Raw genomic sequence first — 26283 nt, 5'->3', positions numbered from 1 at the left:
ACTGTCGTCACCAACACGATACGCTCCAGGGGCGAGCCCACCACGCCAAGGGGGCGAACCGTATGAATCCACGGCGCACGGCCCATGTCGACACCTTCGCGCGCGACCATCTGCCACCCCCGGACCAATGGCCCGAGCTCCGCTTCGACCTCCCGGAGCTGCGCTACCCCGAACGGCTCAACTGCGCGGCCGAGCTGCTCACCGGCCAGCCCGGCGACCGGCCCGCCTTCCTCACCCCCACCGGCGCGGCGTGGACGTACGCCGATCTGCGCGCCCAGGTCGACCGCGTGGCCCACCTGCTCACCGGCGAGCTCGGCGTCGTCCCCGGCAACCGGGTGCTGCTGCGCGGCCCCACCACCCCCTGGCTCGCCGCCTGCTGGCTGGCGGTGCTGAAGGCGGGGGCCGTGGCGGTGACGGTGCTCGCCCAGCAGCGTCCGCACGAGCTGAGCACGCTGTGCGAGATCGCCCGGGTGCGGCACGCGCTGTGCGACATCCGCTCCGTCGACGACCTCGCCAAGGCCGAGATCCCCGGCCTGCGCATCACGACGTACGGCGGTGACGCGCCGGACGACCTCCTCCGCCGCCCCGCGCCCCGGGCACCGTTCGAGGCCGTCGCGACCGCGGCCGACGACGTGGCGCTGATCGCCTTCACCTCCGGCACCACCGGCCGCCCCAAGGGCTGCATGCACTTCCACCGGGACGTCCTGGCGATCGCCGACACCTTCTCCCGGCACGTGCTGCGGCCCCGCCCCGGCGACGTGTTCACCGGCAGCCCCCCGCTCGGCTTCACCTTCGGGCTCGGCGGACTGGTCGTCTTCCCGCTGCGGGCCGGGGCGAGCGCGCTGCTGCTGGAGCAGGCGGGCCCCCGGCAGCTGCTGCCGGCCATCGCCCGGCACCGGGTCACCGTGCTGTTCACCGCGCCCACGGCGTACCGCGCGATGCTCGGCGAACTCGACGGCCACGACCTGTCGTCCCTGCGCCGCTGCGTCTCGGCCGGCGAGAACCTGCCCGCCGCCACCTGGCGGGCCTGGCACGACCGCACCGGCCTGCGCCTCATCAACGGCATCGGCGCCACCGAGCTGTTGCACATCTTCATCTCCGCCGCGGACGAGGACATCCGACCGGGCACCACGGGCGTCCCCGTGCCGGGCTGGCAGGCGCGCGTGCAGGACGCGGACGGCCGGCCGGTGCCCGACGGGCGGCCCGGGCTCCTCGCCGTGCGCGGACCGGTCGGCTGCCGCTACCTCGCCGACCCGCGGCAGCGCGTGTACGTGCGCGACGGCTGGAACGTCACCGGCGACACCTACGTCCGCGAGCCCGACGGCTGGTTCCGGTACGTCGCCCGCGCCGACGACATGATCATCTCGGCCGGGTACAACATCGCGGGCCCCGAGGTCGAGGACGCGCTGCTGCGCCACCCGGACGTGGTGGAGGCGGCGGTCGTCGGACGGCCCGACGAGGTACGCGGCCAGGTCGTGGTGGCCTTCGCCGTGCTGAAGGAGGGCGCCGAGCGGGACGCCGAGGCCCTGCGCGCCTTCGTGAAGGGCGAACTGGCGCCCTACAAGTGCCCGCGGGAGATCGTGTTCCTGGACGCGCTGCCGCGCACGGCCACCGGAAAGCTCCAGCGGTTCCGGCTCCGCGCCGAAGACCCGCGCACCGGAAGCCCGTACGCGGAAGGCGGCCGGGACTGATCCGTACGACCTAAGATGATCAACGTGTCCGACCAGCATGCACCACGGTCTCTCATCGTCACGCTCTACGGCGCGTACGGGCGCTTCGTCCCGGGCCCCGTGCCCGTCGCCGAACTGATCCGGCTGCTGGCCGCGGTCGGCGTGGACGCCCCGTCCGTGCGCTCCTCGGTGTCGCGGCTCAAGAGACGCGGACTGCTCCTGCCCGCCCGCACCGCCCAGGGCGCGGCGGGCTACGAACTGTCCCCGGACGCACGCCAGTTGCTCGACGACGGCGACCGGCGCATCTACGCCACCGCTCCGCCGGAGGACGAGGGCTGGGTGCTGGCGGTGTTCTCGGTGCCGGAGTCGGAGCGGCAGAAGCGGCACGTGCTGCGCTCGCGCCTGTCCGGCCTCGGCTTCGGCACGGCGGCCCCCGGCGTGTGGATCGCGCCCGCGCGGCTGTACGAGGAGACCCGGCACACCCTGCAGCGACTGCGGCTCGACACGTACGTCGACTTCTTCCGCGGCGACCACCTCGGTTTCGCCCCGACCGCCGACGCCGTCGCGCGCTGGTGGGACCTGACGGCCATCGCCAAGGAGCACGAGGCGTTCCTCGACCGCCACGAACACGTCCTGCGCGCCTGGGAGAAGCGCGAGGACACACCGCCCGAGGAGGCCTACCGCGACTACCTCCTCGCCTTGGACTCCTGGCGCCACCTCCCGTACACCGACCCGGGCCTGCCCGCCGGCCTCCTCCCCGGCGACTGGCCGGGCGTCCGTTCGTCGGCGGTGTTCCGGGGGCTGCACGAACGGCTGCGGGATGCGGGGGCCGGGTTCGTCGGACCGCTCAGTTCCCCAGCGTGAGCCGCGGCTTCGGGGCGTCCGTGCGGCCTGTGCGGGGGCGGCGGCTGCCCGCGCGGTAGGGGGCCGGCCAGGGGGCGGCCGGACCCGTGTAGCCCTGTTCGGCCGCCGCGTGCAGGGTCCAGTGCGGGTCGTACAGGTGCGGGCGGCCCAGGGCGCACAGGTCCGTGCGGCCCGCCAGGATCAGGGAGTTGACGTCGTCCCAGGAGGAGATCGCGCCGACCGCGATCACGGGGACGCCGGTGGCGTGCCGGATCCGGTCGGCGAAGGGCGTCTGGTAGGAGCGTCCGAAGTCGGGCCGCTCGTCCGCCACGACCTGTCCTGTCGACACGTCGATCGCGTCGGCGCCGTGCGCGGCGAAGGCCCGGGCGATCTCCACGGCCTCCTCGGCGCTCGTGCCGCCCTCGGCCCAGTCGGTCGCGGAGACGCGGACCGTCATGGGCCGCTCCCCCGGCCACGCGTTCCGTACGGCGTCGAAGACCTCCAGCGGGAAGCGGAGCCGCTTGTCCAGGGTGCCGCCGTAGGCGTCGGTGCGGCGGTTGGTCAGCGGGGAGAGGAAGCCGGAGAGCAGATAGCCGTGGGCGCAGTGCAGTTCGAGCAGGTCGAAGCCGGCCCGGGCGGCACGGCAGGCGGCGGCGGCGAACTGCTCGCGCAGATCGGTGAGCTGGGCGCGGGACAGCTCCCGCGGCGTCTGGCCGGACGGCTTGTACGGCAGCGGCGACGCGGCCACGAGCGGCCAGTTGCCCTCCGGGAGCGGCTCGTCCATGCCCTCCCACATCACCTTCGTGGAGCCCTTGCGGCCGCTGTGCCCGAGCTGCACGCCGAGCGCCGTGCCGGGGGCCTGCGCGTGCACGAAGTCCGTGATCCGTTTCCAGGCCTCCGCCTGCCGTCCGGTGTAGAGGCCGGCGCAGCCGGGCGTGATCCGGCCCTCCTCGCTGACGCACACCATCTCGGTCATCACCAGCCCGGCCCCGCCCAGCGCCCGCGCGCCCAGGTGGACGAGGTGGAAGTCGCCGGGGACGCCGTCGACCGCCGAGTACATGTCCATGGGCGAGACGACGACCCGGTTGCGCAGGGTCAGGCCGCGTAGCCGGAACGGGGTGAACATGGGGGGCGTGCCGGGCGGGCAGCCGAACTCCCGCTCCACCGCCTGTGTGAAGTGCGCGTCGCGCAGGCGGAGGTTGTCGTGGGTGACGCGGCGGCTGCGGGTGAGCAGGTTGAAGGCGAACTGGCGCGGCGGCTGGTCCAGGTAGCGGGCGATGTCCTCGAACCACTCCAGACTGGCGCGTGCCGCGCGCTGCGTGGAGGCGACGACCGGGCGCCGCTCGGCCTCGTAGGCTGCCAGCGCCTCGGGCAGGGTGTCCTGCTCCTGCAGGCACGCCGCGAGCGCCAGGGCGTCCTCGACGGCCAGCTTCGTACCGGAGCCGATGGAGAAGTGGGCGGTGTGCGCGGCGTCGCCGAGGAGCACGACGTTGCCGTGCGACCAGCGCTCGTTGACGACCGTGCGGAACGTCGTCCAGGTGGAGTTGTTGGAGCGCAGGGGCCGGCCGTTCAGCGTCTCGGCGAAGATCTTGGCGCAGCGCTCGATCGACTCGGCCTCGCCGAGCTCGTCGAAGCCGGCCGCCTGCCAGACCTCCTCGCGCATCTCGATGATCACGGTGGAGGCGTCCGGCGCGTAGGGGTAGCCGTGGAGCTGCATCACGCCGTGTTCGGTCTCGGCGATGTCGAAGCGGAAGGAGCCGAAGGCGAAGTCGGCGGCGAGCCAGATGTAGCGGCAGCGGTGTGCGGTCACCCGGGGGCGGAAGACGTCCGCGTACCTCTCGCGGGTGGTGCTGTGGACGCCGTCCGCTGCGATGACCAGGTCGTGGGTGTCCGGGAGGTCGCCGGGGGCCTCGGTGCGGAAGCGGAGACGGACGCCGAGGTCGCGGCAGCGGCTGTGGAGGATCTCCAGCAGGCGCCGGCGGCCGAGCGCGGCGAACCCGTGGCCGCCGGAGGTGTGGCGCACGCCCCGGTGGACGATGTCGATGTCGTCCCAGCGGACGAAATCCCGTTGGAGGGCCTGGTGGACCGTGGGGTCGGCGTGCTCTATGCCGCCGAGGGTCTCGTCGGAGAGGACCACGCCGAAGCCGAAGGTGTCGTCGGGGGCGTTGCGTTCCCAGACGGTGATGTCGCGGGTGGGGTCGAGGCGTTTGAGGAGGACTGCGGCGTAGAGGCCGCCAGGGCCGCCGCCGATGATCGCGACACGCAGGGGGTGGTCCGGCCCGGTGTGCGACTGCGGGTGCCCGGTGGTTGCTCGCGCAGTTCCCCGCGCCCCTCGAGGTGCGTCCACTATCGTCCGCTCCATTTCGGGGGGCGCTTCTCCGTGAACGCAGCGTGGAACTCGGCGTAGTCCTCTCCGGTCATGAGGAGGGCCTGGGTCGAGGCGTCCAGTTCGATCGAGGCCGCCAGGGGCATGTCCAGCTCGGACGTCAGGAGGGCCTTGGTCTGGGCGTACGCGAGGGCGGGGCCCTCCGCCAGGCGGTGGGCCAGCCGCTGCGACGTCTCGTCGGCCTCGCCCTCCTCCGTCAGTTCGCTGATCAGGCCGATGCGCTCGGCCTCGGGGGCGCGGACCGGGTCGCCCAGCATCAGCAGGCGGGTGGCGTGGCCCAGGCCGACGACCCTGGGCAGGAGGTAGGCCGCGCCCATGTCGCCGCCGGAGAGGCCGACGCGGGTGAAGAGGAACGCGAAGCGGGTGGTGGGGTCGGCGACGCGGAAGTCGGCGGCCAGGGCCAGGACCGCCCCGGCGCCCGCCGCCACCCCGTGCAGGGAGGCGATCACCGGGAACGGGCACTCGCGGAGCGCGCGGACCACCTGGCCGGTCATCCGGTTGAAGTCGAGCAGCTGGGCGGTGTCCATGGCGAGCGTGGCGCCGATGATCTCGTCGACGTCGCCGCCGGAGCAGAAGCCGCGTCCCTCGCCGGCCAGCACCAGCGCCCGGACGGACCGCTCGCGGGACAGCTCGGCGAGCAGGTCGCGCAGGTCGGCGTAGGCGCCGAAGGTGAGCGCGTTGAGCTTGGCGGGGCGGGCCAGGGTGACGGTGGCGACGCCGTCGGCGACGTCGACGCGCAGATGCTCCCAGCCGGGGGTGCGGGCGGCGGAGCCGGTGAAGGGACTCATGACGGGCGGCCTCCTAGGGCGGGCACTGCCTCACAGAGCTCTACCCCCCGAAGCTATCACTCATCCGTGACTGTCGTCATGAGTGCGCGATACGCCGTCCGGGTAGGAATCCCGTGAGTCCGGGAGTGCTCCGGGCCGGTCACATCCGTCACAGCTCGTCCACACCGGCGTAACGGTGGGAGCAGCCGTGCGCGGCACCGCGTTCACCTGGGTAAGCCGCCGGTAAGGGGGGCGACGGTGCCCCCCACCGGTGCCCCTCGGACGCGTCCGGGAAGTGGCGCCGTACCATTCATAAGGTTGAAAGCAGGATGTCCTGCTCCATGAACGGACCCGCCTTGTACGAACTCCCCTCAGCCCCCGCCTCCTGGCGCGTCGCGCTGCCGCACACCGCCGCGGCGGTGCCCGTGGCCCGTGCCCTGGTCCGTACGGCGCTGGCCGAGCTGGAGCACGGGGCGGACTGCGACACCGCCGAGCTGCTCACGGCGGAGCTGGTGGCCAACGCCGTGGAGCACACCTCCGGCGAGACGCCGATAGAGCTGGTCGTGGAGCTGATGCCGTCGGGGTGCCAGGTCGAGGTGCACGACACCGACCCGGCCCCGCCCGGCGACCTCACCTGCCCGGCCGGCGGGCCGCCCGACCCCTGGCAGGAGCACGGGCGCGGGCTGCTGCTGATCCGCGCCCTGAGCTCCTCGTGCGGGCACCGTCCGACCGAGTCGGGCAAGGCGGTCTGGTTCAGACTGCCTGCGGTACCCGCTCCTCGGCGTCCGGCGGAGTGACGCGGGCGAGCCGCGAGTTCCGGCGCCCGTAGAGCAGGTACAGGGCGGCACCCACCGCCAGGAAGACGGCGAACTGGATCCAGGTCGCCCGGCCCGTCTCGTACATCAGGTACAGGCAGAAGCCGACGCCGAGCAGCGGCGTGACCGGGTACAGCGGCACGCGGAAGGTGCGGGCGAGGCCCGGCTCCCGGCGGCGCAGGGCGATGACCGCGACGTTGACGGCGGCCATGACGGCGAGCGTGCCGATGGTGCACAGGTTGACCACCGCGTCCAGCGGCGCGAAGGCCGCGGGGAGCGCGAAGACGAGCGCGACGATCAGCGTGCCGGCGACCGGTGTGGAGGTCTTGGGCGAGACCTTCTCGAAGACCCGCGGGACGAGCCCGTCACGGGACATCGACATCAGGATCCGGGTCTGGCCGTACATCACGGCGAGCACCACGGAGGCGATCGCGACGACGGCGCCGAAGGCGATCACGCCGCCGCCGACGGTGGAGCCGGTGACCTGGTTGACCACGTACGACAGCGCGGCGGGACGGCCGCCGACCGCGTCGCCGCCGATGGCCCCGATGGCGGCGAGCGCGACCGCGCAGTAGAGCACGGTGACCAGGCCGATGCAGACGAGGATCGCCACCGGGATGTCCCGGCGGGGGTTCTTCGCCTCCTCGCCGGCCGTGGTGATCGCGTCGAAGCCGATGTACGAGAAGAAGGCGGCGGTGGTGCCCGCGCCGATGCCGGCCAGGCCCTCCGGGGAGAACGGCGTGAGGTTGCCGTCCTGGAAGGCGGTGAAGCCGATCGCGACGAAGGCCACGAGGACGGCGAGCTTGAGGACGGCCATCGCGGCCGTGGCCCGGGCGCTCTCACGCACCCCGCGGACCAGCAGGACGGCGGCCATGGCGATGACGATCACGGCCGGGAGGTTGATCACGCCGCCGTCGGCGGGGCCGCCCGACAGGGCCGCGGGGAGCCGCAGCCCGACGAGGCCGTCGAGGAGTTCGTTGACGTACTGGCTCCAGCCGACCGCCACCGCGGACACCGACACGCCGTACTCCAGCAGCAGGCACCAGCCGACGAGGAAGGCCGTGCCCTCGCCGAGTCCGGCGTAGGCGAAGGAGTACGAGGAGCCGGAGACCGGGATCGCGCCGCCCAACTCGGCGAAGGCGAACGCAGTGAAGACGCAGGTGATCGCGGCCAGGACGAACGAGACGACGACGGCCGGGCCGGCCTGGGCCACCGAGTCGGACAGGCCGACGAAGATGCCGGTGCCGACGATCGCGCCGACGCCGAAGCAGACGAGCTGGAAGAGGCCCATCGTGCGCTTGAGGCCGTGGCCTTCGCGGTCGGCGCCGGATTCGGCCACCAGCAGATGGGGCGACTTGTAGCGGGGCATGCGGGTGGTGCTCGTTTCTGGTGGTGCGGGAGTGCGACGGGTGTGTCGCGCGGACGGCCGCGGAGGAGGGGTGGTTCCGGACCGCCGGTCAGCATAAGGCCTGTTCAGGCGAGGGATGGCACGGCCGGCTGGGACGGGGGTCGTTCCGGCCGGTTCAGGCCAGGGTCGCGACCATGACCGCCTTGATGGTGTGCATCCGGTTCTCCGCCTCGTCGAAGACGACCGAGTGGGCCGACTCGAAGACCTCGTCGGAGACCTCCAGGTGGTCCAGGCCGTGCGAGGCGTGGATCTCCCGGCCGACCTTCGTGCCGAGGTCGTGGAAGGCGGGCAGGCAGTGCAGGAACTTCACGTCCGGGTTGCCGGTGGCGCGCAGCACGTCCATGGTCACGGCGTACGGGGCGAGGGCCGTGATGCGCTCGTCCCAGACCTCCTTCGGCTCGCCCATGGAGACCCACACGTCGGTGGCGACGAAGTCGGCGCCGCGGACGCCCTCGTCCAGGGTCTCGGTGAGGGTGATCCGGGCGCCGCTGCTCTCGGCGAGGGCGCGCGCCCGGTCGACGACCTCCTCCGCCGGCCAGTAGGCCTTCGGCGCGACGAGACGGACGTCCATGCCGAGCAGGGCGCCGGTCACCAGGTAGGAGTTACCCATGTTGAAGCGGGCGTCGCCGAGGTAGGCGAAGGCGATCTCCGTCAGCGGCTTGGCGCAGTGCTCGGTCATGGTCAACACGTCGGCGAGCATCTGGGTGGGGTGCCAGTCGTCGGTGAGCCCGTTGTAGACGGGAACCCCGGCGAACTCCGCCAGCTCCTCCACCTTCCGCTGGCTGTCGCCCCGGTACTCGATCGCGTCGTACATCCGGCCCAGCACCCGCGCGGTGTCCTTGACCGACTCCTTGTGCCCGATCTGGGAGCCGGAGGGGTCCAGGTACGTGGTCGAGGCACCCTGGTCGGCGGCCGCGACCTCGAACGCGCAGCGGGTGCGGGTGGAGGTCTTCTCGAAGATCAGCGCGATGTTCCTGCCCCGCAGGTACGGGGTCTCGGTCCCGGCCTTCTTGGCGGCCTTCAGCTCGGCGGCCAGCTCGACCAGACCGCGGAACTCCTCCTCGGTGAAGTCCAGCTCCTTGAGGAAGTGGCGGCCGGCGAGGGCGGTCGGGACAGTCGCCATGGGGGCGCTCCAGGGATACGGGACGGGAACAGGGACACGGACTCCTGGAATACTATACGAAACTCAGCATGTCTATACGGAGCGGGGTCCGTGCCCGGTGTCCTCACACGGGGTCGCGCTCGACCGGGCAGCTCATGCACCGCGGACCGCCCCGTCCCCGGCCCAGTTCGCTGCCCGGGATCTCTATCACCTCGATGCCCTGCTTGCGCAGGTGGGTGTTGGTGGTGGCGTTCCGCTCGTAGGCGACGACCACGCCGGGCTCCACGGCGAGCACGTTGCAGCCGTCGTCCCACTGCTCCCGCTCGGCGGCGTGCACGTCCTGGGTCGCGGTGAGCACGCGGATCTCGTTCAGGCCGAGGGCCGCGGCGATCGCGCGGTGCATGTGCTCCGGGGGGTGGTCGGTGACCTTCAACTCCTTCTCGCCGACACCCGGCTCGATGGTGTACGAGCGGAGCATCCCGAGGCCCGCGTACTGGGTGAAGGTGTCGCCGTCGACCATCGTCATCACGGTGTCCAGGTGCATGAAGGCGCGGCGCTTCGGCATGTCGAGGGCGACGATCGTCTGCGCCGACCCGGCGGCGAACAGCTTGTGGGCGAGCATCTCCACGGCCTGTGGGGTGGTCCGCTCGCTCATGCCGATGAGCACGGCCCCGTTGCCGATGACCAGCACGTCCCCGCCCTCGATGGTGGACGGGTAGTCGGCCTGGCCCTCCGACCAGAGGCGGAAGGTCTCGTCGCGGAAGAGCGGGTGGTGCCGGTAGATCGCCTCGAAGTGCACGGTCTCGCGCTGCCGGGCGGGCCAGCGCATGGCGTTGATGGACACGCCGTCGTAGATCCAGGCGGAGGTGTCGCGGGTGAAGAGGTGGTTGGGCAGGGGGCCCAGCAGGAAGTCGTCGAGTTCCATGGCGTGGAAGCGCACGGAGGTGGGCTCGGGGTGCACGTCGAGGAACTCGCGCTTCGTCATCCCGCCGACCAGCACTTCCGCGAGCTCCCGCCCGGGCAGGTCCTCGAAGGCGGCTCTGAGGTGGTCGGTGGCCAGGGGGCCGTACTCCTTCTCGTCGAAGACCCGGTCCAGGACGAGGGATCTCGCCTCGGGAACCTCCAGCGTCTCGGCCAGCAGGTCACCGAAGAGGTGGACGGTGACGCCCCGGTCGCGCAGCACGTCGGCGAACCCGTCGTGCTCGGCGCGGGCCCTGCGCACCCAGAGCACGTCGTCGAAGAGCAGCGAGGTCTTGTTGCTCGGGGTGAGCCTTTTGAGCTCGAGATCGGGCCGGTGCAGGATGACGCGGCGCAGCCGCCCGGCCTCGGATTGGACGTGGTATGCCATGCCTTCATCCTGACCGGCGGGGCCCGGGTTGACGCGCTCCTCGCGGGGTTTCGCCGCACTTCTGTTCGCGTCGGGGTGACGACAACGGGCCGGGGTCCGGGGAAGGAGCCGGGACCGATACCGGGTGTCAGCCGCTGGGCAGGGGCTGGAGACGTTCCGGGCGGGCCAGCATGCGGCGGGCCGTACGGCCCGGTTCCAGTGCGGCCCGGGCGACGATCCAGCCGGCCAGGGCGTGCGGCTCGGCCGGGTCGCGGGCCAGCCGGTCGGCGTACGCGGTGAGCGCGGCGGCCGCGTCCCCGGCGGCCAGGTGCTCGTCGGCGGTGCGCGGTGCGGCCGGACGGATGGCGAAGGCCTGGGTGCGATCGTCGGGCCAGGGGGTGCGGTCGGGGCGGAAGAGGGGGCCGTCCGACGGCTGCTCCGCTGCGGGGTCGACGTTGCGCAAGCGCCACTCGGTGCGGTGCAGGGCGGCGGCCGTGCGGGCCCGGGCCAGGGCGGCGGACGGCACGGGTTCGCGCAGCCAGCCGTCCAGGGTGCGGGCGAGGCCGGAGACGAGGGCGCGGCCCGGCAGGGTCAGCCGGCCACTGGCCAGCAGGGTGCGCACGGCCAGGCGGCTCTGCAGACGGCGCAGGGCGAAGAAGTAGGCCGCCCGCTCGGCCGTCTCCCCCTCCGCGCCGGCCAGCCGGTCCCGCCAGAAGCCCGCGACACCGGTGAAGGCGTACGCCCCGTGCAGCAGGCCGGTGAGGTGGCGGGGGTCGGTGCGCCAGGGGGCGTAGTAGCGCTCGGCACGGTCGTCCTCCAGCAGCGGGAACAGGTGGAGGAGGGCGGCCAGCTTGCTGTGCTGGAGTTCGTGCACCAGGGTCTCGGCGAGGGCCAGCGCGGAGGCCGGGCGGACGATGAGCATGCCGCCGAAGGAGTCGCCGCTGGAGGCCGACACCTGGACGAAGGGCAGCGCGGGCGGGCTGACCGACGTGCGCCCGAAGGGCACGATCGCCCGGATCATGCCGGGGTCGACCCGCCCCGGGCCCGGCGGGCCCGGACGGGCGAGGATCCGCACCGCCTCGCCGAACAGCCGCTGCCACTCCCGGGCCTCGTCCTCGTCGAGCCGGGCCGGGGGCAGATGGTCGTCGAGATCGCGATAGGGGTCGAGGTCTTCGAGCACGACGGAGAGGGGGGCGCCGCCACCGGGGCGGGGGTGGGTGAGGGTGCGCAGCGGCAGCCAGGTGCCGGTGTCCGCACGCGGGGTCAGCGGACGGCACGTCACCGCCACCGAGCCGGTCGTGCGGCCCGGCCCGGTGACCGTGAGCTCTCCCCCGGCGGTCGTGGCCCGGCCCACGGTCAGGTCCCCGGCCGCTTCCGGCAGTTGCACCATCCCGAGCCCGGGCAGGTGCAGCCGACCGCCGGTCAGGGGCACGTCCAGTGCCGCCTCCGTGCCCGCGTGCAGGGCGGCCGACAGGGCCAGCGCGCTCAGGTGGCCGGCCTCCGCCCACAGGGGCGGCCCGCTCGCCGTGCCGTGCACCCGGCGCAGCATGTGGGAGATCCAGCCGCCGGTCGCCGGTGCCAGCAGCAGCCGCTCGACCGGCTCGGGCGACTTCTCGGCCGCCTCCTTGAGCACCCGCCAGGCCTCGGGGACCGGGGTGAGGGGCGTGGACAGGTCGTCGAGGTGCCCCAGGAGGGTGCGCAGGAGCAGCAACCTCCGGGCCCGTTCGGCTCGTTCGAGGAAGGCGACGGCCGCTGCCGAGCCACCTCCGGCGGCCAGCTCCGCGAAGAGCCGGTCCGGCATGCGGAGTGGAGCGAGGTGCTGCTCGCTGGTCATCGTCGCGGGCCTTTCGGTCGCTCGGGGACATGCGCGGACCCCGGTGCGTGTGCGGGTGCCGCACCGGGGTGCTGCCGTCGGGACGGCGTCGGCGGCTAATCGGCCCGGGCGCCCCCCGGGCCCTCGCCGCTCCTCATGCTGCTGCGGGCGCGCAGCACCTCGGTCAGCAGGCGCGTGGTGGGGGGCAGGGCGGGCAGACCGTCCACGGCGCTCAGGGGCAGCGCCGCGAGGTCCGCCAGATCGGATTCCCAGACACCGGTCCCCGCGGTGGCGACGACGGGTTCAGGCGCGGTGGCGGCTCCGGCGCGGTGCAGAGCGGGCGGCTGGTCCAAGATGCTCCCCCTTCTCGCACGGTGGCACGCGATGCCCCGTGTCTTTCCATGATGGCCATTTCCCCCGGGGGCGAAAACCGTACGATCACGCCACTGATCACTGGCGATCAAGCCGGTGTGCCGCCGGCGGCGCCAACTCGGCGAGCGCAGCGCCCAGTTCGGCCTTCAGCTCCGGGTCGTCGTCGACGGACACGACGGCGTCGAACAGGTCCCACAGTGCCTCCGGGGCGCGGCGGGCGAGCCCGCCGACGATGTTGACGACGTCGGTGCGCGCCTTGCTGTGCCGGCGCAGTACGGCTGTGACACGGGGGTTCAGCGCGGTGACGACCGTCTGCCGTTCGTCGGGGTCGTGCATCGCGGGGTAGGCGAGGAGCGCCTCCACCGCCCGCTGCAACGCCGTGAGGGACCGCGGGGCGGCGGGCGGCACCGACGGCGGCAGGGTCTCGGTGCGTTCGGGGCCCTGGAGCCGGATCTCCGGGTGCTGAAGGGTACGGCCCTCTTCCCTGAGGGCCGCGATGCGCGCCCGAACGGCCGGAAACAGTTCCTCCGGATCGGGCGGTGCGGGCAGAGCGGCCGCCCGCTCGGCCAGCAGACCCAGCAGGACGTCGGAGAACAGACCGGTGGCCCGGACCGGGTCGTTGGCCGCCGCCCTGCCCCGGCCGGCGGCGCGCAGCACGACCTGCCGGTGCGCGTGGGTGGGCCGGCCCACGGGCAGGGCGTCGGCGGGCAGCGCCTCCCGGAAGGCGAGGTCCTCCTCGAAGGTCTCGCAGGCGTCCACGACCCACATCTGCTCCCGCAGCCCGGGCACGGCGTCGCTCGTGAACCGGGCGAGGGCGGATTCGAGGTCGATCCCCACCTTGTCGGCCACGCCCGCGTCGGCGCAGAACAGCCGCAACCGCCCGGCCCGGTCCAGCACTCCGTGCCCGCCCCACCACACCCACAGCACATCGCCCTGGGCCGGGGACAGCTCACGCACCAGGACCCGGCGCAGGGTCGCCCGGTCCGCCGGCTGGTACGGGACGTGCGGGTCGTACGGCGGCAACGGGGCCAGGTGCAGGCGCACTTGGGACTCCGGTACCCCGGCGTCCCGCAGCAGCCGGCGGAACCGCACGGCGTCCCGGGCGGGCCCGGGCAGCCGCCAGGCGTCACCGGCCTCGTACGTCTCGATCCCGACGACGAGGGCGTGCACGCGGGCCGGATCGACGGACGGCACCGGGCCGTTCACGGCAGGTGGTCCACGATGTGGCGGTACACGACGGGGTTCGTCCAGTAGGCGCTGTGCGCGGCGGGGAACGGCTGGCCGCTGTCGACGGGGACGTCGGTGACCCGGCCGGGGAAGAGTTCCGCGCCGAGGTAGCCGAGCAGGTCACGTGGGTCGTACAGGTTCAGCCAGGCGGGGACGTGCGGCGGCAGGGGTGCGGGGTGTTCCAGGGACGGCAGCGAGCCCGACTCGTAGAGGAAGGGCCCTTGGGAGCCGGCCGTCACCAGGAGGCCGACCTGCGGCAGCGGCTGCGAGATCAGGGTGTCGAGGGCGATGATGCCGCCGAGGCTGTGACCGACCACGGCGACGGGCGGCTCGAGGCTGGCGACCAGGGCACGCAGACCCTCCCGGAAGGCCGCGCCCCGGCTCAGGTAGCGCAGGATGTCGCCGGCGGCGGGGTGGGCGGCCTCGGTGAGGGCGCGGCGGCGGCGTTCCACGGCCCGCGCTGCCAGGCCTCCGGCCGACCGGAGCAGGACGGAACGCAGCCCCCGTTCCGCACCCCGGGGCGGTGCGCCGAGGGCCTCGGCGATCCGGTCGGTGACGGCGTCCCGCGTGGCACCGACGGGGACGAGCGGGGAGTCGGCGTCGAGGGCGTCGGCGACGACGCGGGCGGTCAGGGAACGGGCGGCCAAGAACGCGAGGTCCGCCGGCTGGAGGGCCTCGGCCGCGGGTCCGAGCAGGGGATGGGCGGCCAGAGCGGTGGCGGCCCGGGCGAGTCCGGGGCCGGCCTCGGCCGCCGGTGCGTCGCCTCCGGCGGCGAGGGCGGCGAGCCGCGCGCGTATGAGGTCCTGCGGGGGCAGGGTCCCGGGCGGACGCTCGGCGGCCGGACCGGATGCCGTGGCCGCCGCGGCCAGTTCGGCGTAGGGGTCGTCGTAGAGGACGGCCCACGCCGCGGCCGTCTCGTCGCCCGGGTCCGGGCCCGCCGGGCCCTCTCCCAGGCCGCGTGTGGTGCCGAAGCGCGGCGGGAGACTGGCCCCGCCGGCCGCGAGGGTGGCACCGTGTGCCGCTCCCCAGGCGTAGGGCACGACGTCCAGACCGGCGCGCTGTGCCGCCAGTCCGGCCGTCACCCGCTCCACCAGGGCGGAGAGGGCCGGCTCCCGCACCCCGGTTCCGTGAACGAAGACGACCGCTGTCATGCGCCCCCCGTGACACGAACACCCTTGCGGTGTCAACTCCTCACTATCGCGCGGAAGTTGCGGCCGGGCAAACCGGCGCGGCCGGTGTCACATCGGCATGGGAGCGATGTCGCACTCGATGCGGCGACGCTGCCGGGCGGCCTGGAGCCAGGGGTGGTCGTTGCGCAGCACCGCGGCAAGGCCCTCCACCGCCTTGCGCTGCAGCACGTCCGCCTCGTCGGCCCGCCCGAGTCCCCGCAGGTCGAGAGAGAGGTTGGAGGTGCAGGAGAGGGTGAGGGGGTGATCGGCGCCCGACACCTCGGTCAGGTGCGGCAGGTTGGCGGAGTCGATCGCGTGTGCCTGCTCGAAATCGAGCCGCGCGTACGCGGTGTTGGCCCGGCCGATGCCGACGGTGAGGGTGATGACGTGCTGCGCCCCGACCGTGTCGCCGAGCCGGCGCACCACGTCGTCCTCCAGTTCCTGCGCGACGTCCAGAGAGCCCAGGGCACGCTCGGTGGCGGCCAGGTTGGCCCTGATCACCAGCGTGTGCGCGTGGTCCGGCCCGAGGCGCCGCGCCAGCCTGGCCGCGGTGGACTCGGCGATGCGCCGGGAGCCCTCCAGGTCCCCGGCCAGGCGCCGGTCGACGCAGACGTTGGTCGCCGTGGTCAGCGAGTCGAGGTGCTCGTCGCCGTAGCGGGACTTGAAGTGGCGCAGGGTCTCCTCGGCGAGCTTGGCGCCCTCGGCGAGTTCGCCGTCCCGGCGGCGGCAGACCGCGAGCTCACGGGCGATGCGCAGGGTCAGCGGGTGCTTCTCACCCAGCGCGGACAGCGCCCGGCGGTAGACGTCCTCCTGGAATTCGCGCGCCTGGGGGTAGCGGCCCGCCTCCCTGGTGTCGATGCCCACGCAGTGCAGGGTGTTGAGCGTGAAGAAGCTGGCGTCGCCGAACAGCACGTCGCGCTGGCGGGCGGTCTCCTCGTCCAGCGTCAGCGCCTCCTTGAAGTGCCCGCACAGCCGCAGGTCCACGCCCCAGCTGTGAGCGCCTCTCAGCGTGGCCTGGTCCTCGGGCCCGAACAGTGAACGGGCCAGCTCGGTGGCCTCCTTGCCCAGGTCCCGGGCCTGCTGGAACCGTCCCTGGTACCGGTGGGCGTCGGACATCTCGCACAGGGAGTCGATGAGTTCCTCCGGCTCGACCTGCACCCGGCGGGAGACCTCCAGCGCCTTCTCGGTGAGCGGGATCGACTCGGCGATCTGACCCACCTGGCGCAGCAGGAACGCGACGCCCTTCGTCATGCGGATGACGTAGATGTCCTCTTCGCCGGAGGCGGCGAGCCAGGCGCTCCACGCCTGCCGGCCGAAGGCCGCCGCGCCCTCGTGGTCGCCCCAGTAGTAGAGGAACCACATGGTGTCGTAGACCAGGTCGCGCACGTACGGGTCGGTGCTGGTCACCGCCTGGGAGGCGAGCACATGGGGCAGCAGCGCCTGGTAGTCGCGCCACTCCTGGGAGGATCCGTAGGGCCCCCGGTTGGCCGCGGACAGCAGTTGGTGGGCGGCGTCGCGCATCCGCTCGCGTTCCTCCTCGCTCAGCTTGGCGAGGAGCACGGTCTGGAGCAGGCGGTGCATCTGCAGGGTGCCCGCACGCGGGTCCACCTTGATCAGGGAGAACTGGCTGAGGTCGCGGATCGCCCGGTTCAGTTTGATCGGCTCGCGCAGCATCGGGTCGATCTGCGGTGTGATGTTGACGCCCCGGCTGCTGCGCAGGATCGACCTGGGGATCGGTTCGGGGGCCATGCTGGCGCAGATGTCCAGCAGTTGGCGGGCTCCGGGATTGTTCTGCCTGATCCGCTCCAGGGAGATGTCCCAGGCGGCGGCCACGGAGACCGGGTAGTCGGGGCTCTGCTCGATCTCCAGGATCTCCGGGCTGCGCTGGGCGAGGAGTTCGAGGTATTCGTCGACCTCCATCCCGGTGACCCCGAGCCAGGCCCCCGACTGCTCCACGGCGAGCGGCAGGTCGCCGAGGGCCTCGGCCAGCCGGTCCGCGTCCTCGCGGGGCAGGTCCTTGGCTCGCTTCTGGAGCAGCTCGATGGACTCGTCGCGCTCGAAGACGTTCACGGGCAGGGAGGTGGCCACCCGCTCCCAGCCGCGGTTCCGTGAGGTGACGATGACCTTGCCGGGTCCGTTGTGCGGGAAGTAGCCGCGCACCGCTTCGATGTCCTCTGCGTTGTCGAAGACCAGCAGCCAGTTGTCGTAGGGCGTCCCGGTGCGCAGGGCCTCCAGTACGGCGGGGACGGCGGTGTTGGCGGCGGCGGCACCGAGGCTGTCCTGGCCGGCCGGTGCGACGCCCAGCTGGGAGGCGAGCGAGGAGAGCGCGGCCAGAATGAGGCTCTCGCGCTCGGCGGGGATCCAGCAGATGATCCGGTAGTCGCGCTGGTGGGTGTAGATGTACTCCAGCGCCAGCTGGGACTTGCCCACGCCCCCGAGTCCGTGCAGGGCGTTGGGCAGCACGGCGGCGGTGTCCTGGGCGGCGAGCTGCTCCTCCACGGCCCTCAGCAGCGCCTGGCGGCCGACGAACGATGTGTTGCGCATGGGCACGTTCACCAGTAGGGCCGGCGTTGCGGTCGTGGTGCGCTGCATGAGCGGCTCTGCCTCCGGGGTCTGTTGTGGGTCGGGGCCGACCGTCGGTGACGGCGCGGATTCTCCGGTCGGATCGGACACAGCCGGATCCGGGTTGACGTCCGCTGGGCCGATTGGGGGCGTTGCGCCCGGATTTTTCACCTGTGGGGGTGGCTGGGGGGACGCGCCGTTGTCCACCCGTTCCGCCGCTGCGGGCGGGTTCCTGGAGAGGTTCGGCTCGATGCGCCTGGCCCGGTCGGCGTAGGGCCCCGACAGGGCACGCATCACGGCGAGTTCGCTGCGGGCCCAGCCGCGCTCGGCGGGGTCGGGCAGCCTGGTGCGCAGCGGGTCGTGCAGGGCGGCCCGCAGGGCGACGCCCCGTTCCCCGGCGGCGGGCAGGTCGCCCACCAGGCTGACGGTGCGGGCGAGTTGGCTGCGCGTGGTGGTGGCGAGCAGGGCTTCCCGGACGCCCTCGGCGAACTCGGGGCGTCCCTCCCCCGCACCGTCCCAGTCGATCAGCCCGCCCATGAGGATCTCGGCCAGGTGGTCGGGACCGGCTTCCGGCACGACGCGCCGCCGCAGCTGCTCGACGAGGTCGAAGTCGAAGGGGACAGCGGCGAGTTGGGTGGCGAGACGGCGAGCGGAGGGGGTGGCGAGACTGAAGAAGCGCCGTACCGCGGCCGTTGCGGCCCGGGGCAGGCGCGGGGCGCGCAGGCCCGGGGCGGGCGCGCCCTTGCTGAGGGCGCCGGCCAGCACCACGGGCAGGGAACGCCGGACGCCCCGCCCGCCGGTGACCAGGTCGGACCAGGCCGCGAGGGAGGCGGGTTTCAGGGAGAGCACCGGGACGGCGACGGAGTCGTCGCCCGCCTCGGGCAGCGGGCGCATCGGGTCGGGGCCGCCGGGCGGCGCCCAGTGTCCGAGGCTGCCGTTGGGGGCGCCGAAACCCCCGGCCTCCAGGACGGCCGGGTAGGGGTAGAGCGAGGACCGGTGGCGCAGGTGGGGCGGGAGCAGGTGGACGAGGGCGGTGGGGCCGGCGTGGGCGAGGCGGCCGAGCAGGTCGTCGGCGGCGGTGGCGGCCCAGCCGTGGGCGAGCCCGTCCGTGACGACGAGGAAGATCCGGCTGCCCCGGCCGTCGAGCAGTTCGGCGGGATCGGCGACGGGCCGTCCGGTGGCCCAGCGCAGGGTGGCGGTCCCGGTGCGCGGCACGGTCGCCCGTAGCGTGCGCACGCCGCGGAAGGCACCGCTGTGCTCGGCGGCCCGGGCCAGGCGCGCGGCGCTCTCCTCCCAGATCCGCATCGTGGGCGCGTCGTCGAGCAGCAGCACCAGCTCGAAGGCGGAGACGCGGGAGGGGCGCAGGAACGGCATCCACAGCCCGTCGACGAGGCCTTGTTCGGCCGTGGTCTCCTCGTCCAGCTCCAGGCTGTCGCGGGACGGGATGCGGCGGGCCAGCTGGTGCAGGGCGCGCGCGAGCAGGGCCGTGAAGCGGCCGGGACCCGACGGGTCGGGTTCGGCGCGGGGCAGCAGTGGCGGTCCGAGGTGCAGGGTGAAGCGGCCTTCGGGGTGGGGTAAGACGCGGTCGTCGGCCGGGGTGGCCGGGCGGTCGCCGGGCAGGTCGGGCGCGGCGGGGGTGCGGAGCGCGGGCGGGGGCTGGGCGGGGACGTCCTCGCCTCCCTCGGGGCGGCCGGGGAGGTCCTCGTCGGCCGCCGGTGGCCGGGACGGTGGTGGGGCCTCGGGCTCCTGTGGGAGTGCGGCCCGCTCGGTGGGCACCTCCCGGCCCGCCGGGCCGGGACCGCCGTACCGGCTCCGGTGCGCGGCGAGCCACACGGCGTCGGCGAACTCCTGCCAGCGCGGCACGAACGGTTCGGGAGCGGCGGGGACCCGGTCTCCGCGCTCACTCGCGTGCGCGAGCGGCTCGGGGTACACCGAAGGAGGCGGCGGTCCCGATGCGGGATCCCCGTCGCCCGGTCCGGATGCGCGCTCCCGGGTCATCAGCGGCCCTTCGCGAGGTCGCGGAGCAGCAATTCGACGAGCTTACGCCCGTCACCGTCGGCCTGGAAACCACCCGCGGTCGTCATCTGGACAGCGTTGAGCAACTGGTCGAGGGAGTGGACGCCGCCCGCCTGGACCCGTTGAACGAACAGGTCGACGAGGTCTTCGGTGCCACGCGGCCTGAGCCCCAGGTGCCCTTCCACCATGGCCAGTAGTTGCTCCCGGGTGGGGGTGTGCATCTCCATCGGCAGGCAGCGGCGACGGAAGGCGGCGGGGAACTCGCGCTCCCCGTTGCTGGTGATCACCACGACCGGGAACTCCCGGCACTCGACACGCCCGTCGCGCACCACCGCCCGGCCTCCCGGATCGCTGGTGTGCACGCGCGCCGCGTCGGCGGCGTCGCGCACCAGCTCGGGAACCTCATAACTTCCATTCTCCAGAACGTGCAACAGGTCGTTGGGCAAGTCGATGTCGCTCTTGTCGAGTTCGTCGACGAGCAGCACCCGGGGCCGTTCGTAGGGCAGCAGGGCGGTACCCAGCGGTCCCAGTGTAATGAACTCGCCTATTACCGGCGCAAGTTGACGATCCTTTGACAAGGGCGGGGAGTTGACGCCCTGTTCGGCTTCGTCCTCGAACACCGGCTCCGCCCGGGCCGAGTCGCGCAGTCCCGCCTGCCAGGCGGCGATGGCCTGGGCGCGGCCCATGGCGTCGTGGACGTACAGGCCGTCGCGCAGGCTCGTACGGCTCACGATGTTCCATTCGAGTACCCGGCCGAGGCCGAGCTCACGCGAGATCAGGTAGGCGAGGGTCGACTTGCCGACGCCGGGCGGGCCGGTGATCAGCAGGGGGCGGCGCAGCAGCAGGGCCGCGTTGACCGTCTCGATCTGTTCCTCGTCGAGCTGGGGCGTGAGGCCGCCGGGGCCGAGGCGGCGCAGCGCCGCCTCGGCGTCGTCCGGTGGCGGGTCCTGCGCCGGGCCGCCGCGGAACCTCCGCCAGGGCGGTGGGTCCGGCAGCACGGGTGGGGCGTCCTGCGGGCGTCCGGTGGCGTGGAAGACCCGCCAGTCGTCCGCGGCCGTCCGTTCCTGTGCGCTCATGCCGAAGCCTCCTGGCTCAGCCGGCGAGATCGCCGGGGTCGCTGGTCTGCACGTCGACGACACGCGTGGGGTCGTCCCACAGGAAGCCGACGTTCCTGGCGAGGTACTGGACCGCGTCCTGCGCGCCGCTCTCGGCGTTCAGGCGCATGCGATGCATGACGGAAGGGAGTTGTACGGGCATCGTGACGGCCGCGAAGACCGCGGTCACCACCTCGCGCCTCTCCTCGATGAACACGCCTCTGCGGTCCCAGACGGCCAGCCCGATCCCCTCCGCGATCGCCGCTTTGAGTGCCTCCAGGGCGGACGCCCCGCTCGGCGCGTCCAACAGCACCGCCGTACTTCTTGTTTCCCCCGCGAGAGCGATCTGCCATGCGCGCAGCCGGCGGGCGTCCGCCTCCCGCCAGGCGTGCACCGTGATCCCGTGCTGCTTCAGCGCCGCCCAGCGCCGCTGCCATTGCTGCCGGACCACGGCATTGTCCGTACGCATGCGTTCGAGGCTGCGTAGATGCACTCCGTACCGCAGGCCGAGCGGAGTGGGCTCACCGTCGCCGATGGCGAACGTCAACCCGGCCACATCGTGGTTCATCAGATCGTACGGAAGGAGGAACTCTATGTACGCAGGCGGCTCCCGGAGTCCGCCCGCCTCCGGCTCGCGGGGAACCAGCCAGAGCTGGGTGCCGCGCCGCAGCGCCTTGTCGACCGCTCGGCCGAGGTCGTCCAGGGGGATGGTGTCCGGTTCGCCGGGGCGGGGGTCCCAGCGGCCGGGGGTGGCGTTCGTCCAGGTCCGCACGGTCACGTCGGAGCTGCCGTCCCGGGCCGGTTCGACGGCGACGACGAGGGTGCGGGGGATGTCGGGCGACCAGACCACCGCGGCGCGCCTGTCCCGGCGTCTCGCCACCTCGGCGGTCAGCCCGGCGCGCACGGCCCAGTCGTCGACCCAGGCGGTCAGGGTGTGGCGGTGGTCGAGGGTGCGGGCGAGGCGGGCCGCGTGGTCCAGGAGCAGGACGGCGGGCGGCAGGCCGTCCTCCTGCACGTTCCATTCGAGCAGGTGGGTGAAGAGCTGTTCGGGGGTGAGTCCGTCGGGCAGGTCGAGACCGGGCAGTTCCTCGGCCAGCCCGTCCCGTAAGCGTGCGGCGGGCAGGTCGCCGCGCCACAGGGCGACGCGAGCGCTCTTCTCGTCCTCCTTGGACAGCGGCCCGATCAGGACGGGCGCAGGAGTGATCAGCCGTTCGAGCTCGTCCCCGGCCGGGGCGCCTTCGAGGATGCGGACCACCCCGACCAGTACGTGCTCGCCGCCCGGGACGCTCAACGCGGCGGTCACCAGGCTCACCACGTCCTCGCGGAGCCGCACGCCGCGCAGGTCGACCGGCCGGCGGAGCTGGCCCGCGAGGAGACTGGCGAACTGCACCCGGCTCGGCGCGTCCTCGACGCAGCCCAGCTCGCAGAGGACCTCGGTGAGCTGTAACAGCAGCTCGAAATCCGCCTGCTGTCCGGAGTCGCCGGACGCGCCGGGCGCCGCACCTGTCTGCACCGACTTTCCCCCTGAGTCGGTTTCACCTGCCTGGACCGACCAGCGAAGCTAGCACGGCAACCCACGGTTCACCAGGGACGGTTGGGACCGGCATCACGGCCCCCGGCCGGATCGCGCCGGAGTGGCGCGAAGCCGGCCGGAGACCGCCCCGCGGGGTCACAGCCGCGGATCCACCGGCTCCGACTCCAGCGCCAGCACCCCGAACACCGCCTCGTGCACCCGCCACAGCGGCTCGCCCCCGGCCAGGCGGTCCAGGGCCTCCAGGCCGAGTGCGTACTCGCGGATCGCCAGGGAGCGCTTGTGGTTGAGGAAGCGGGAGCGCAGGCGGGCGAGGTTCTCCGGGCGGGTGTACTCGGGGCCGTAGATGATCCGCAGGTACTCCCGGCCGCGGCACTTGATGCCGGGCTGGACCAGGCGGCCCTGGCCGTCGCGGACGACCGCGCCGACCGGCTTGACGACCATGCCCTCGCCGCCGCGGCCGGTCATCTCCAGCCACCAGTCGACACCGGCCCGGACCGACTCGGGGTCGGCGGTGTCGACGTAGAGCCGGCGGGTGGTCTGCAGCAGGCCGCTGCCGTCGTGCTCGACGAGCCGGTCGATGAGGGCGAGCTGCTCGTCGTGCGGCAGGGCGGCCAGGCTGCGACCCTGGACCGCGAGGATCTGGAACGGCGCCAGGCGGACGCCGTCCAGGCCCTCGGTGGTCCAGCAGTAGCGGCGGTAGGCCGCGGTGAACGCGGCGGCGTCGGCGGCGCGTTCACCGGTGCGGGCCAGCAGGCCGGACACGTCCACGCCCCGCTCGGCGGCGCCCCGCAGTGCGTCCAGCGCCCCGGGGAAGACCGCGCCGGACGCGGCGCCCACGGCGGCGTACTGCGACCGCAGCAGCCCGGACGCCTTCAGCGACCAGGGCATCAGCTCGGCGTCCAGCAGCAGCCAGTCCGTCTCCAGTTCGTCCCACAGGCCCGCCTCGCCGATCGCCGTGCGCAGCCGGTCGAGGATCGCCTCGGTGAGCGTGTCGTCGTCGAGGAAGGGGCGGCCGGTGCGGGTGTAGAGGGAGCCGGTCGGCCCTCCCCCACTCCCGGCTGCGCCCGAGCGGGAGGTGCCCCCGACGCCGAAGCGCTTGCGCGCCGCTTCCGCGTCGCGGCACACCAGGGCCACCGCCCGCGAGCCCATGTGCTTCTCCTCGCACACGACCCGCGCGACGCCGTCCCGCTCGTACTGGGCGAAGGCCTCGGCCGGGTGCTCCAGGTAACCGTCGACGTGGCTCGTGGCCGTCGGGGCCATGGTCGGCGGCAGGTAGGGCAGCAGCCGCGGGTCGACCGCGAAGCGGCTCATGACCTCCAGGGCCGCCGCCGCGTTCTCCTCGCGGACCGAGACGCGCCCCTGGTACCGGGTCTCCACGACCCGCCGGCCGTGCACGTCCGCCAGGTCCAGCGGGCGGCCGTCGTGCCCGCCGGGCGCCTCGCTGCGCAGCGGCTTCAGCGGCTCGTACCAGACCCGCTCGGCCGGTACGTCGACCAGCTCGCGCTCCGGCCAGCGCAGCGCGGTGAGCTTGCCGCCGAAGACGGCGCCGGTGTCCAGGCAGATGGTGTTGTTGAGCCAGGTGGCCTCGGGGACGGGGGTGTGGCCGTAGACCACCGCCGCCCGGCCGCGGTACTCCTCCGCCCACGGGTAGCGCACCGGCAGGCCGAACTCGTCGGTCTCCCCGGTGGTGTCGCCGTACAGGGCGTGGCTGCGGACCCGGCCGGAGGTGCGGCCGTGGTACTTCTCGGGCAGCCCGGCGTGGCAGACGACGAGCCGGCCGCCGTCGAGGACGTAGTGGCTGACGAGCCCGTCGAGGAACTGCCGCACCTCGGCGACGAACTCCTCGCTCTGGCCCGCCATCTGCTCGATGGTCTCCGCGAGCCCGTGCGTGTGCTGGACGTTGCGGCCGCGCAGGTAGCGGCCGTACTTGTTCTCGTGGTTGCCGGGCACGCACAGCGCGTTGCCGGACTTCACCATGGACATCACGCGGCGCAGCACGCCGGGGCTGTCGGGGCCGCGGTCGACGAGGTCGCCGACGAAGACGGCCGTGCGGCCCTCCGGGTGGACGCCGTCGGTGTAGCCCAGCTTGCCGAGCAGGGCCTCCAGTTCGGCGGCGCAGCCGTGGATGTCGCCGATGATGTCGAACGGTCCGGTGAGGTGGGTGAGGTCGTTGAAGCGCTTCTCGGTGACGACCGTGGCACGCTCGACCTCCTCGACGCCGCGCAGGACGTGCACCTTGCGGAAGCCCTCGCGCTCCAGGTGCCTGAGGGAGCGGCGCAGTTCGCGGGTGTGGCGCTGGATGACCCGGCGGGGCATGTCGGCGCGGTCGCTGCGGGCCGCGTTGCGCTCGGCGCACACCTCCTCGGGCACGTCGAGCACGATGGCGATGGGCAGCACGTCGTACTGACGGGCCAGGTCGATCAGCTGGCGGCGGGCCTCGGACTGCACGCTGGTCGCGTCCACGACCGTGCGCCGACCGGCGGCCAGACGCTTGCCGGCGATGTAGTGCAGGACGTCGAAGGCGTCCTTGGTGGCGCTCTGGTCGTTCTCGTCGTCCGAGACGAGGCCGCGGCAGAAGTCGGAGGAGATGACCTCGGTCGGCTTGAAGTGCCTGCGGGCGAAAGTGGACTTGCCGGAGCCTGAGGCGCCGATCAGCACCACCAGGGACAGGTCGGTGACGGGCAGCACGCGCCCCTGCGTCTCGTCGGTCATGCCGCCTTCGCCTCCTTCGGGCCGGTCAGGGTGAACAGGGCCATCTGGGTGGGCGGTCCCACCTCGGGGTCGTCGGGTCCCACGGGCTCGTACGCGACCGTGTAGCCGTGGCGTTCGGCCACCGCCTGCGCCCAGGCCCGGAATTCGTCGCGGGTCCACTCGAAGCGGTGGTCGCCGTGCCGGACGTGGCCGGCCGGGAGGGTCTCCCAGCGCACGTTGTACTCGACGTTGGGGGTGGTCACGAGGACCGTGCGCGGCCGGGCCGCGCCGAACACGGCGTACTCCAGGGCGGGCAGCCGGGGCAGGTCGAGGTGCTCGATCACCTCGCTGAGCACGGCGGCGTCGTAGCCCTTGAGGCGGGTGTCGGTGTAGGTGAGCGAGCCTTGGAGGAGCGTGACGCGGGACGCCTGCCGCTCACCCATGCGGTCCAGCTTCAGCCGCCGGGAGGCGATGGTGAGGGCGCGCATCGACACGTCGACGCCGACGATCTCGGTGAACGCCGGGTCCTTGAGCAGCGTCTGCACCAACTGGCCCTGGCCGCAGCCCAGGTCGAGCACGCGGGAGGCCCCGGAGTTCCGCAGCGCGGTGACGATCGCCTCGCGGCGCTGCACGGCCAGCGGGGTGGGCTTCTCCTCCGTCTCGGTCTCCGCCTCGACGGCGTTGTCGATCGTCTCGACCTCGCTGTCGTCGGCCTCGGCGAGCCGTACGAGCTCCAGCCGCTCGGTCGCCTGGCGGGTCAGTGACCAGCGGCGCGCGAGGTAGCGGCTGGTGATCAGCTTCTGCTCCGGGTGGCCGGGCAGCCAGCCCTCACCGGCCCGCAGCAGCTTGTCGACCTCGTCGGGGGCGACCCAGTAGTGCTTGGCGTCGTCGAGGACGGGGAGCAGCACGTACAGGTGGCGCAGGGCCTCGGCGAGGGTGAGCGTGCCGGATTCGAGGACGAGACGCACGTACCGCGAGTCGCCCCAGCCGGGGAACTCGGTGTCCAGCGGCACCGGTTCCGCGGTGACCGTCCAGCCGAGCGGCTCGAAGAGCTTCGCGACAAGGGCCGGGCCGCCGCGGGCGGGCAGCGCGGGCACCTCGATCCGCAGCGGCCTGGCCTGACCAGGCAGCTCCGGACGGGCGTGGCAGACGCCCTTCATCGCGCTGGAGAAGACGTTGCCCAGCGCCACGGCGAGCAGGGAGGAGGCGGCGTAGGGGCGGTCGTTGACGTACTGGGCGAGCGCCGCGTCGGGAGCGCCGCCGCGGCCCTTGCCCTTGCCCTTCCTGACCAGGGCCACCGTGTCCACTTCCAGCAGCAGGGCCGCCGTGCAGCGCCGGGCGTCCGCCTCGGGGTAGAGGACGTGCGCGGTGCCGGAGGAGGTGGAGAACGCCTGCGCCTTGTCGGGATGCTTGTGCAGCAGGTAGCCGAGGTCGGTCGCGGGGCGCTCTGGGGTGCCGGTGGTACTGATCGTCAGGAACATGCGGAG

Annotated in this window: 17 protein-coding genes; 3 read left to right on the top strand and 14 right to left on the bottom strand. The window is 73.3% G+C overall.

Annotated features, from left to right (window positions below; translation table 11 throughout):
* The first annotated feature begins 62 nt into the window (after positions 1-62).
* Complete coding sequence (locus tag ACIGAQ_RS00790; RefSeq protein ID WP_399778128.1) at positions 63-1691, top strand: AMP-binding protein; 1629 nt, start codon at positions 63-65, stop codon at positions 1689-1691.
* Positions 1692-1706: 15 nt separating this feature from the next.
* Positions 1707-2534 (top strand): PaaX family transcriptional regulator C-terminal domain-containing protein, encoded by an 828-nt coding sequence (locus ACIGAQ_RS00785; RefSeq protein WP_399778126.1) that lies wholly within the window; start codon positions 1707-1709, stop codon positions 2532-2534.
* Here the strand turns inward: ACIGAQ_RS00785 and ACIGAQ_RS00780 are convergent.
* Both ACIGAQ_RS00780 and ACIGAQ_RS00775 read right to left on the bottom strand, forming a co-directional pair.
* Complete coding sequence (locus tag ACIGAQ_RS00780) at positions 2518-4875, bottom strand: bifunctional salicylyl-CoA 5-hydroxylase/oxidoreductase (protein WP_399778124.1); 2358 nt, start codon at positions 4873-4875, stop codon at positions 2518-2520. The genes ACIGAQ_RS00785 and ACIGAQ_RS00780 overlap by 17 nt on opposite strands.
* The gene (locus tag ACIGAQ_RS00775; RefSeq protein ID WP_362278167.1) at positions 4860-5687 is read right to left on the bottom strand and encodes an enoyl-CoA hydratase family protein; all 828 of its coding nucleotides are present in this window, start codon (positions 5685-5687) and stop codon (positions 4860-4862) included. Before ACIGAQ_RS00775 ends, ACIGAQ_RS00780 begins: the two co-directional genes overlap by 16 nt.
* Positions 5688-5995: 308 nt before the next feature.
* Between ACIGAQ_RS00775 and ACIGAQ_RS00770 the strand changes: the two genes are divergently transcribed.
* Positions 5996-6463: an ATP-binding protein gene (locus ACIGAQ_RS00770; RefSeq protein ID WP_362278169.1), complete on the top strand. Its 468-nt coding sequence runs from the start codon at positions 5996-5998 to the stop codon at positions 6461-6463.
* On the opposite strand, the gene ACIGAQ_RS00765 is transcribed toward ACIGAQ_RS00770, so the two are convergent.
* From ACIGAQ_RS00765 to ACIGAQ_RS00710, 12 genes are all read right to left on the bottom strand, one after another.
* Positions 6420-7850, bottom strand: a complete 1431-nt coding sequence (locus tag ACIGAQ_RS00765; RefSeq protein WP_362278171.1) for an amino acid permease — start codon at positions 7848-7850, stop codon at positions 6420-6422. The genes ACIGAQ_RS00770 and ACIGAQ_RS00765 overlap by 44 nt on opposite strands.
* Before the next feature lie 154 nt (positions 7851-8004).
* Positions 8005-9012, bottom strand: coding sequence for an ornithine carbamoyltransferase (gene argF, locus ACIGAQ_RS00760; RefSeq protein WP_311683206.1), 1008 nt, complete (start codon positions 9010-9012; stop codon positions 8005-8007).
* 103 nt (positions 9013-9115) lie between these two features.
* On the bottom strand, positions 9116-10339 hold the full coding sequence (locus ACIGAQ_RS00755) for an arginine deiminase (protein WP_399778121.1): 1224 nt from the start codon (positions 10337-10339) through the stop codon (positions 9116-9118).
* 127 nt (positions 10340-10466) lie between these two features.
* Complete coding sequence (locus tag ACIGAQ_RS00750) at positions 10467-12152, bottom strand: HEXXH motif domain-containing protein (RefSeq protein WP_399778119.1); 1686 nt, start codon at positions 12150-12152, stop codon at positions 10467-10469.
* A gap of 95 nt (positions 12153-12247) precedes the next feature.
* Complete coding sequence (locus tag ACIGAQ_RS00745) at positions 12248-12484, bottom strand: hypothetical protein (protein WP_311683211.1); 237 nt, start codon at positions 12482-12484, stop codon at positions 12248-12250.
* A gap of 97 nt (positions 12485-12581) precedes the next feature.
* A complete protein-coding gene (locus ACIGAQ_RS00740) occupies positions 12582-13709 on the bottom strand; it encodes a caspase family protein (RefSeq protein ID WP_399778117.1) in 1128 nt (375 codons plus the stop codon).
* Entirely contained in the window at positions 13706-14881 is a 1176-nt protein-coding gene (locus ACIGAQ_RS00735; RefSeq protein WP_399778115.1) for a hypothetical protein, read from the bottom strand. Before ACIGAQ_RS00735 ends, ACIGAQ_RS00740 begins: the two co-directional genes overlap by 4 nt.
* Before the next feature lie 87 nt (positions 14882-14968).
* Entirely contained in the window at positions 14969-19459 is a 4491-nt protein-coding gene (gene fxsT / locus ACIGAQ_RS00730; protein WP_311683216.1) for an FxSxx-COOH system tetratricopeptide repeat protein, read from the bottom strand.
* Positions 19459-20553, bottom strand: a complete 1095-nt coding sequence (locus tag ACIGAQ_RS00725) for an AAA family ATPase (RefSeq protein WP_311683218.1) — start codon at positions 20551-20553, stop codon at positions 19459-19461. Before ACIGAQ_RS00725 ends, fxsT begins: the two co-directional genes overlap by 1 nt.
* 16 nt (positions 20554-20569) lie before the next feature.
* Entirely contained in the window at positions 20570-22084 is a 1515-nt protein-coding gene (locus tag ACIGAQ_RS00720; RefSeq protein WP_399778112.1) for a hypothetical protein, read from the bottom strand.
* Positions 22085-22240: 156 nt separating this feature from the next.
* Complete coding sequence (locus ACIGAQ_RS00715) at positions 22241-24817, bottom strand: polynucleotide kinase-phosphatase (protein ID WP_399778110.1); 2577 nt, start codon at positions 24815-24817, stop codon at positions 22241-22243.
* Entirely contained in the window at positions 24814-26277 is a 1464-nt protein-coding gene (locus ACIGAQ_RS00710) for a 3' terminal RNA ribose 2'-O-methyltransferase Hen1 (protein ID WP_399778108.1), read from the bottom strand. Before ACIGAQ_RS00710 ends, ACIGAQ_RS00715 begins: the two co-directional genes overlap by 4 nt.
* Positions 26278-26283 lie beyond the last annotated feature (6 nt).

The organism is Streptomyces sp. NPDC085932 (assembly GCF_044540525.1).
In the GTDB taxonomy this organism is placed as follows: domain Bacteria; phylum Actinomycetota; class Actinomycetes; order Streptomycetales; family Streptomycetaceae; genus Streptomyces; species Streptomyces levis.
Note: the sequence above shows the minus strand (reverse complement) of the source record. Positions and strands in the feature narration are given on the sequence as shown.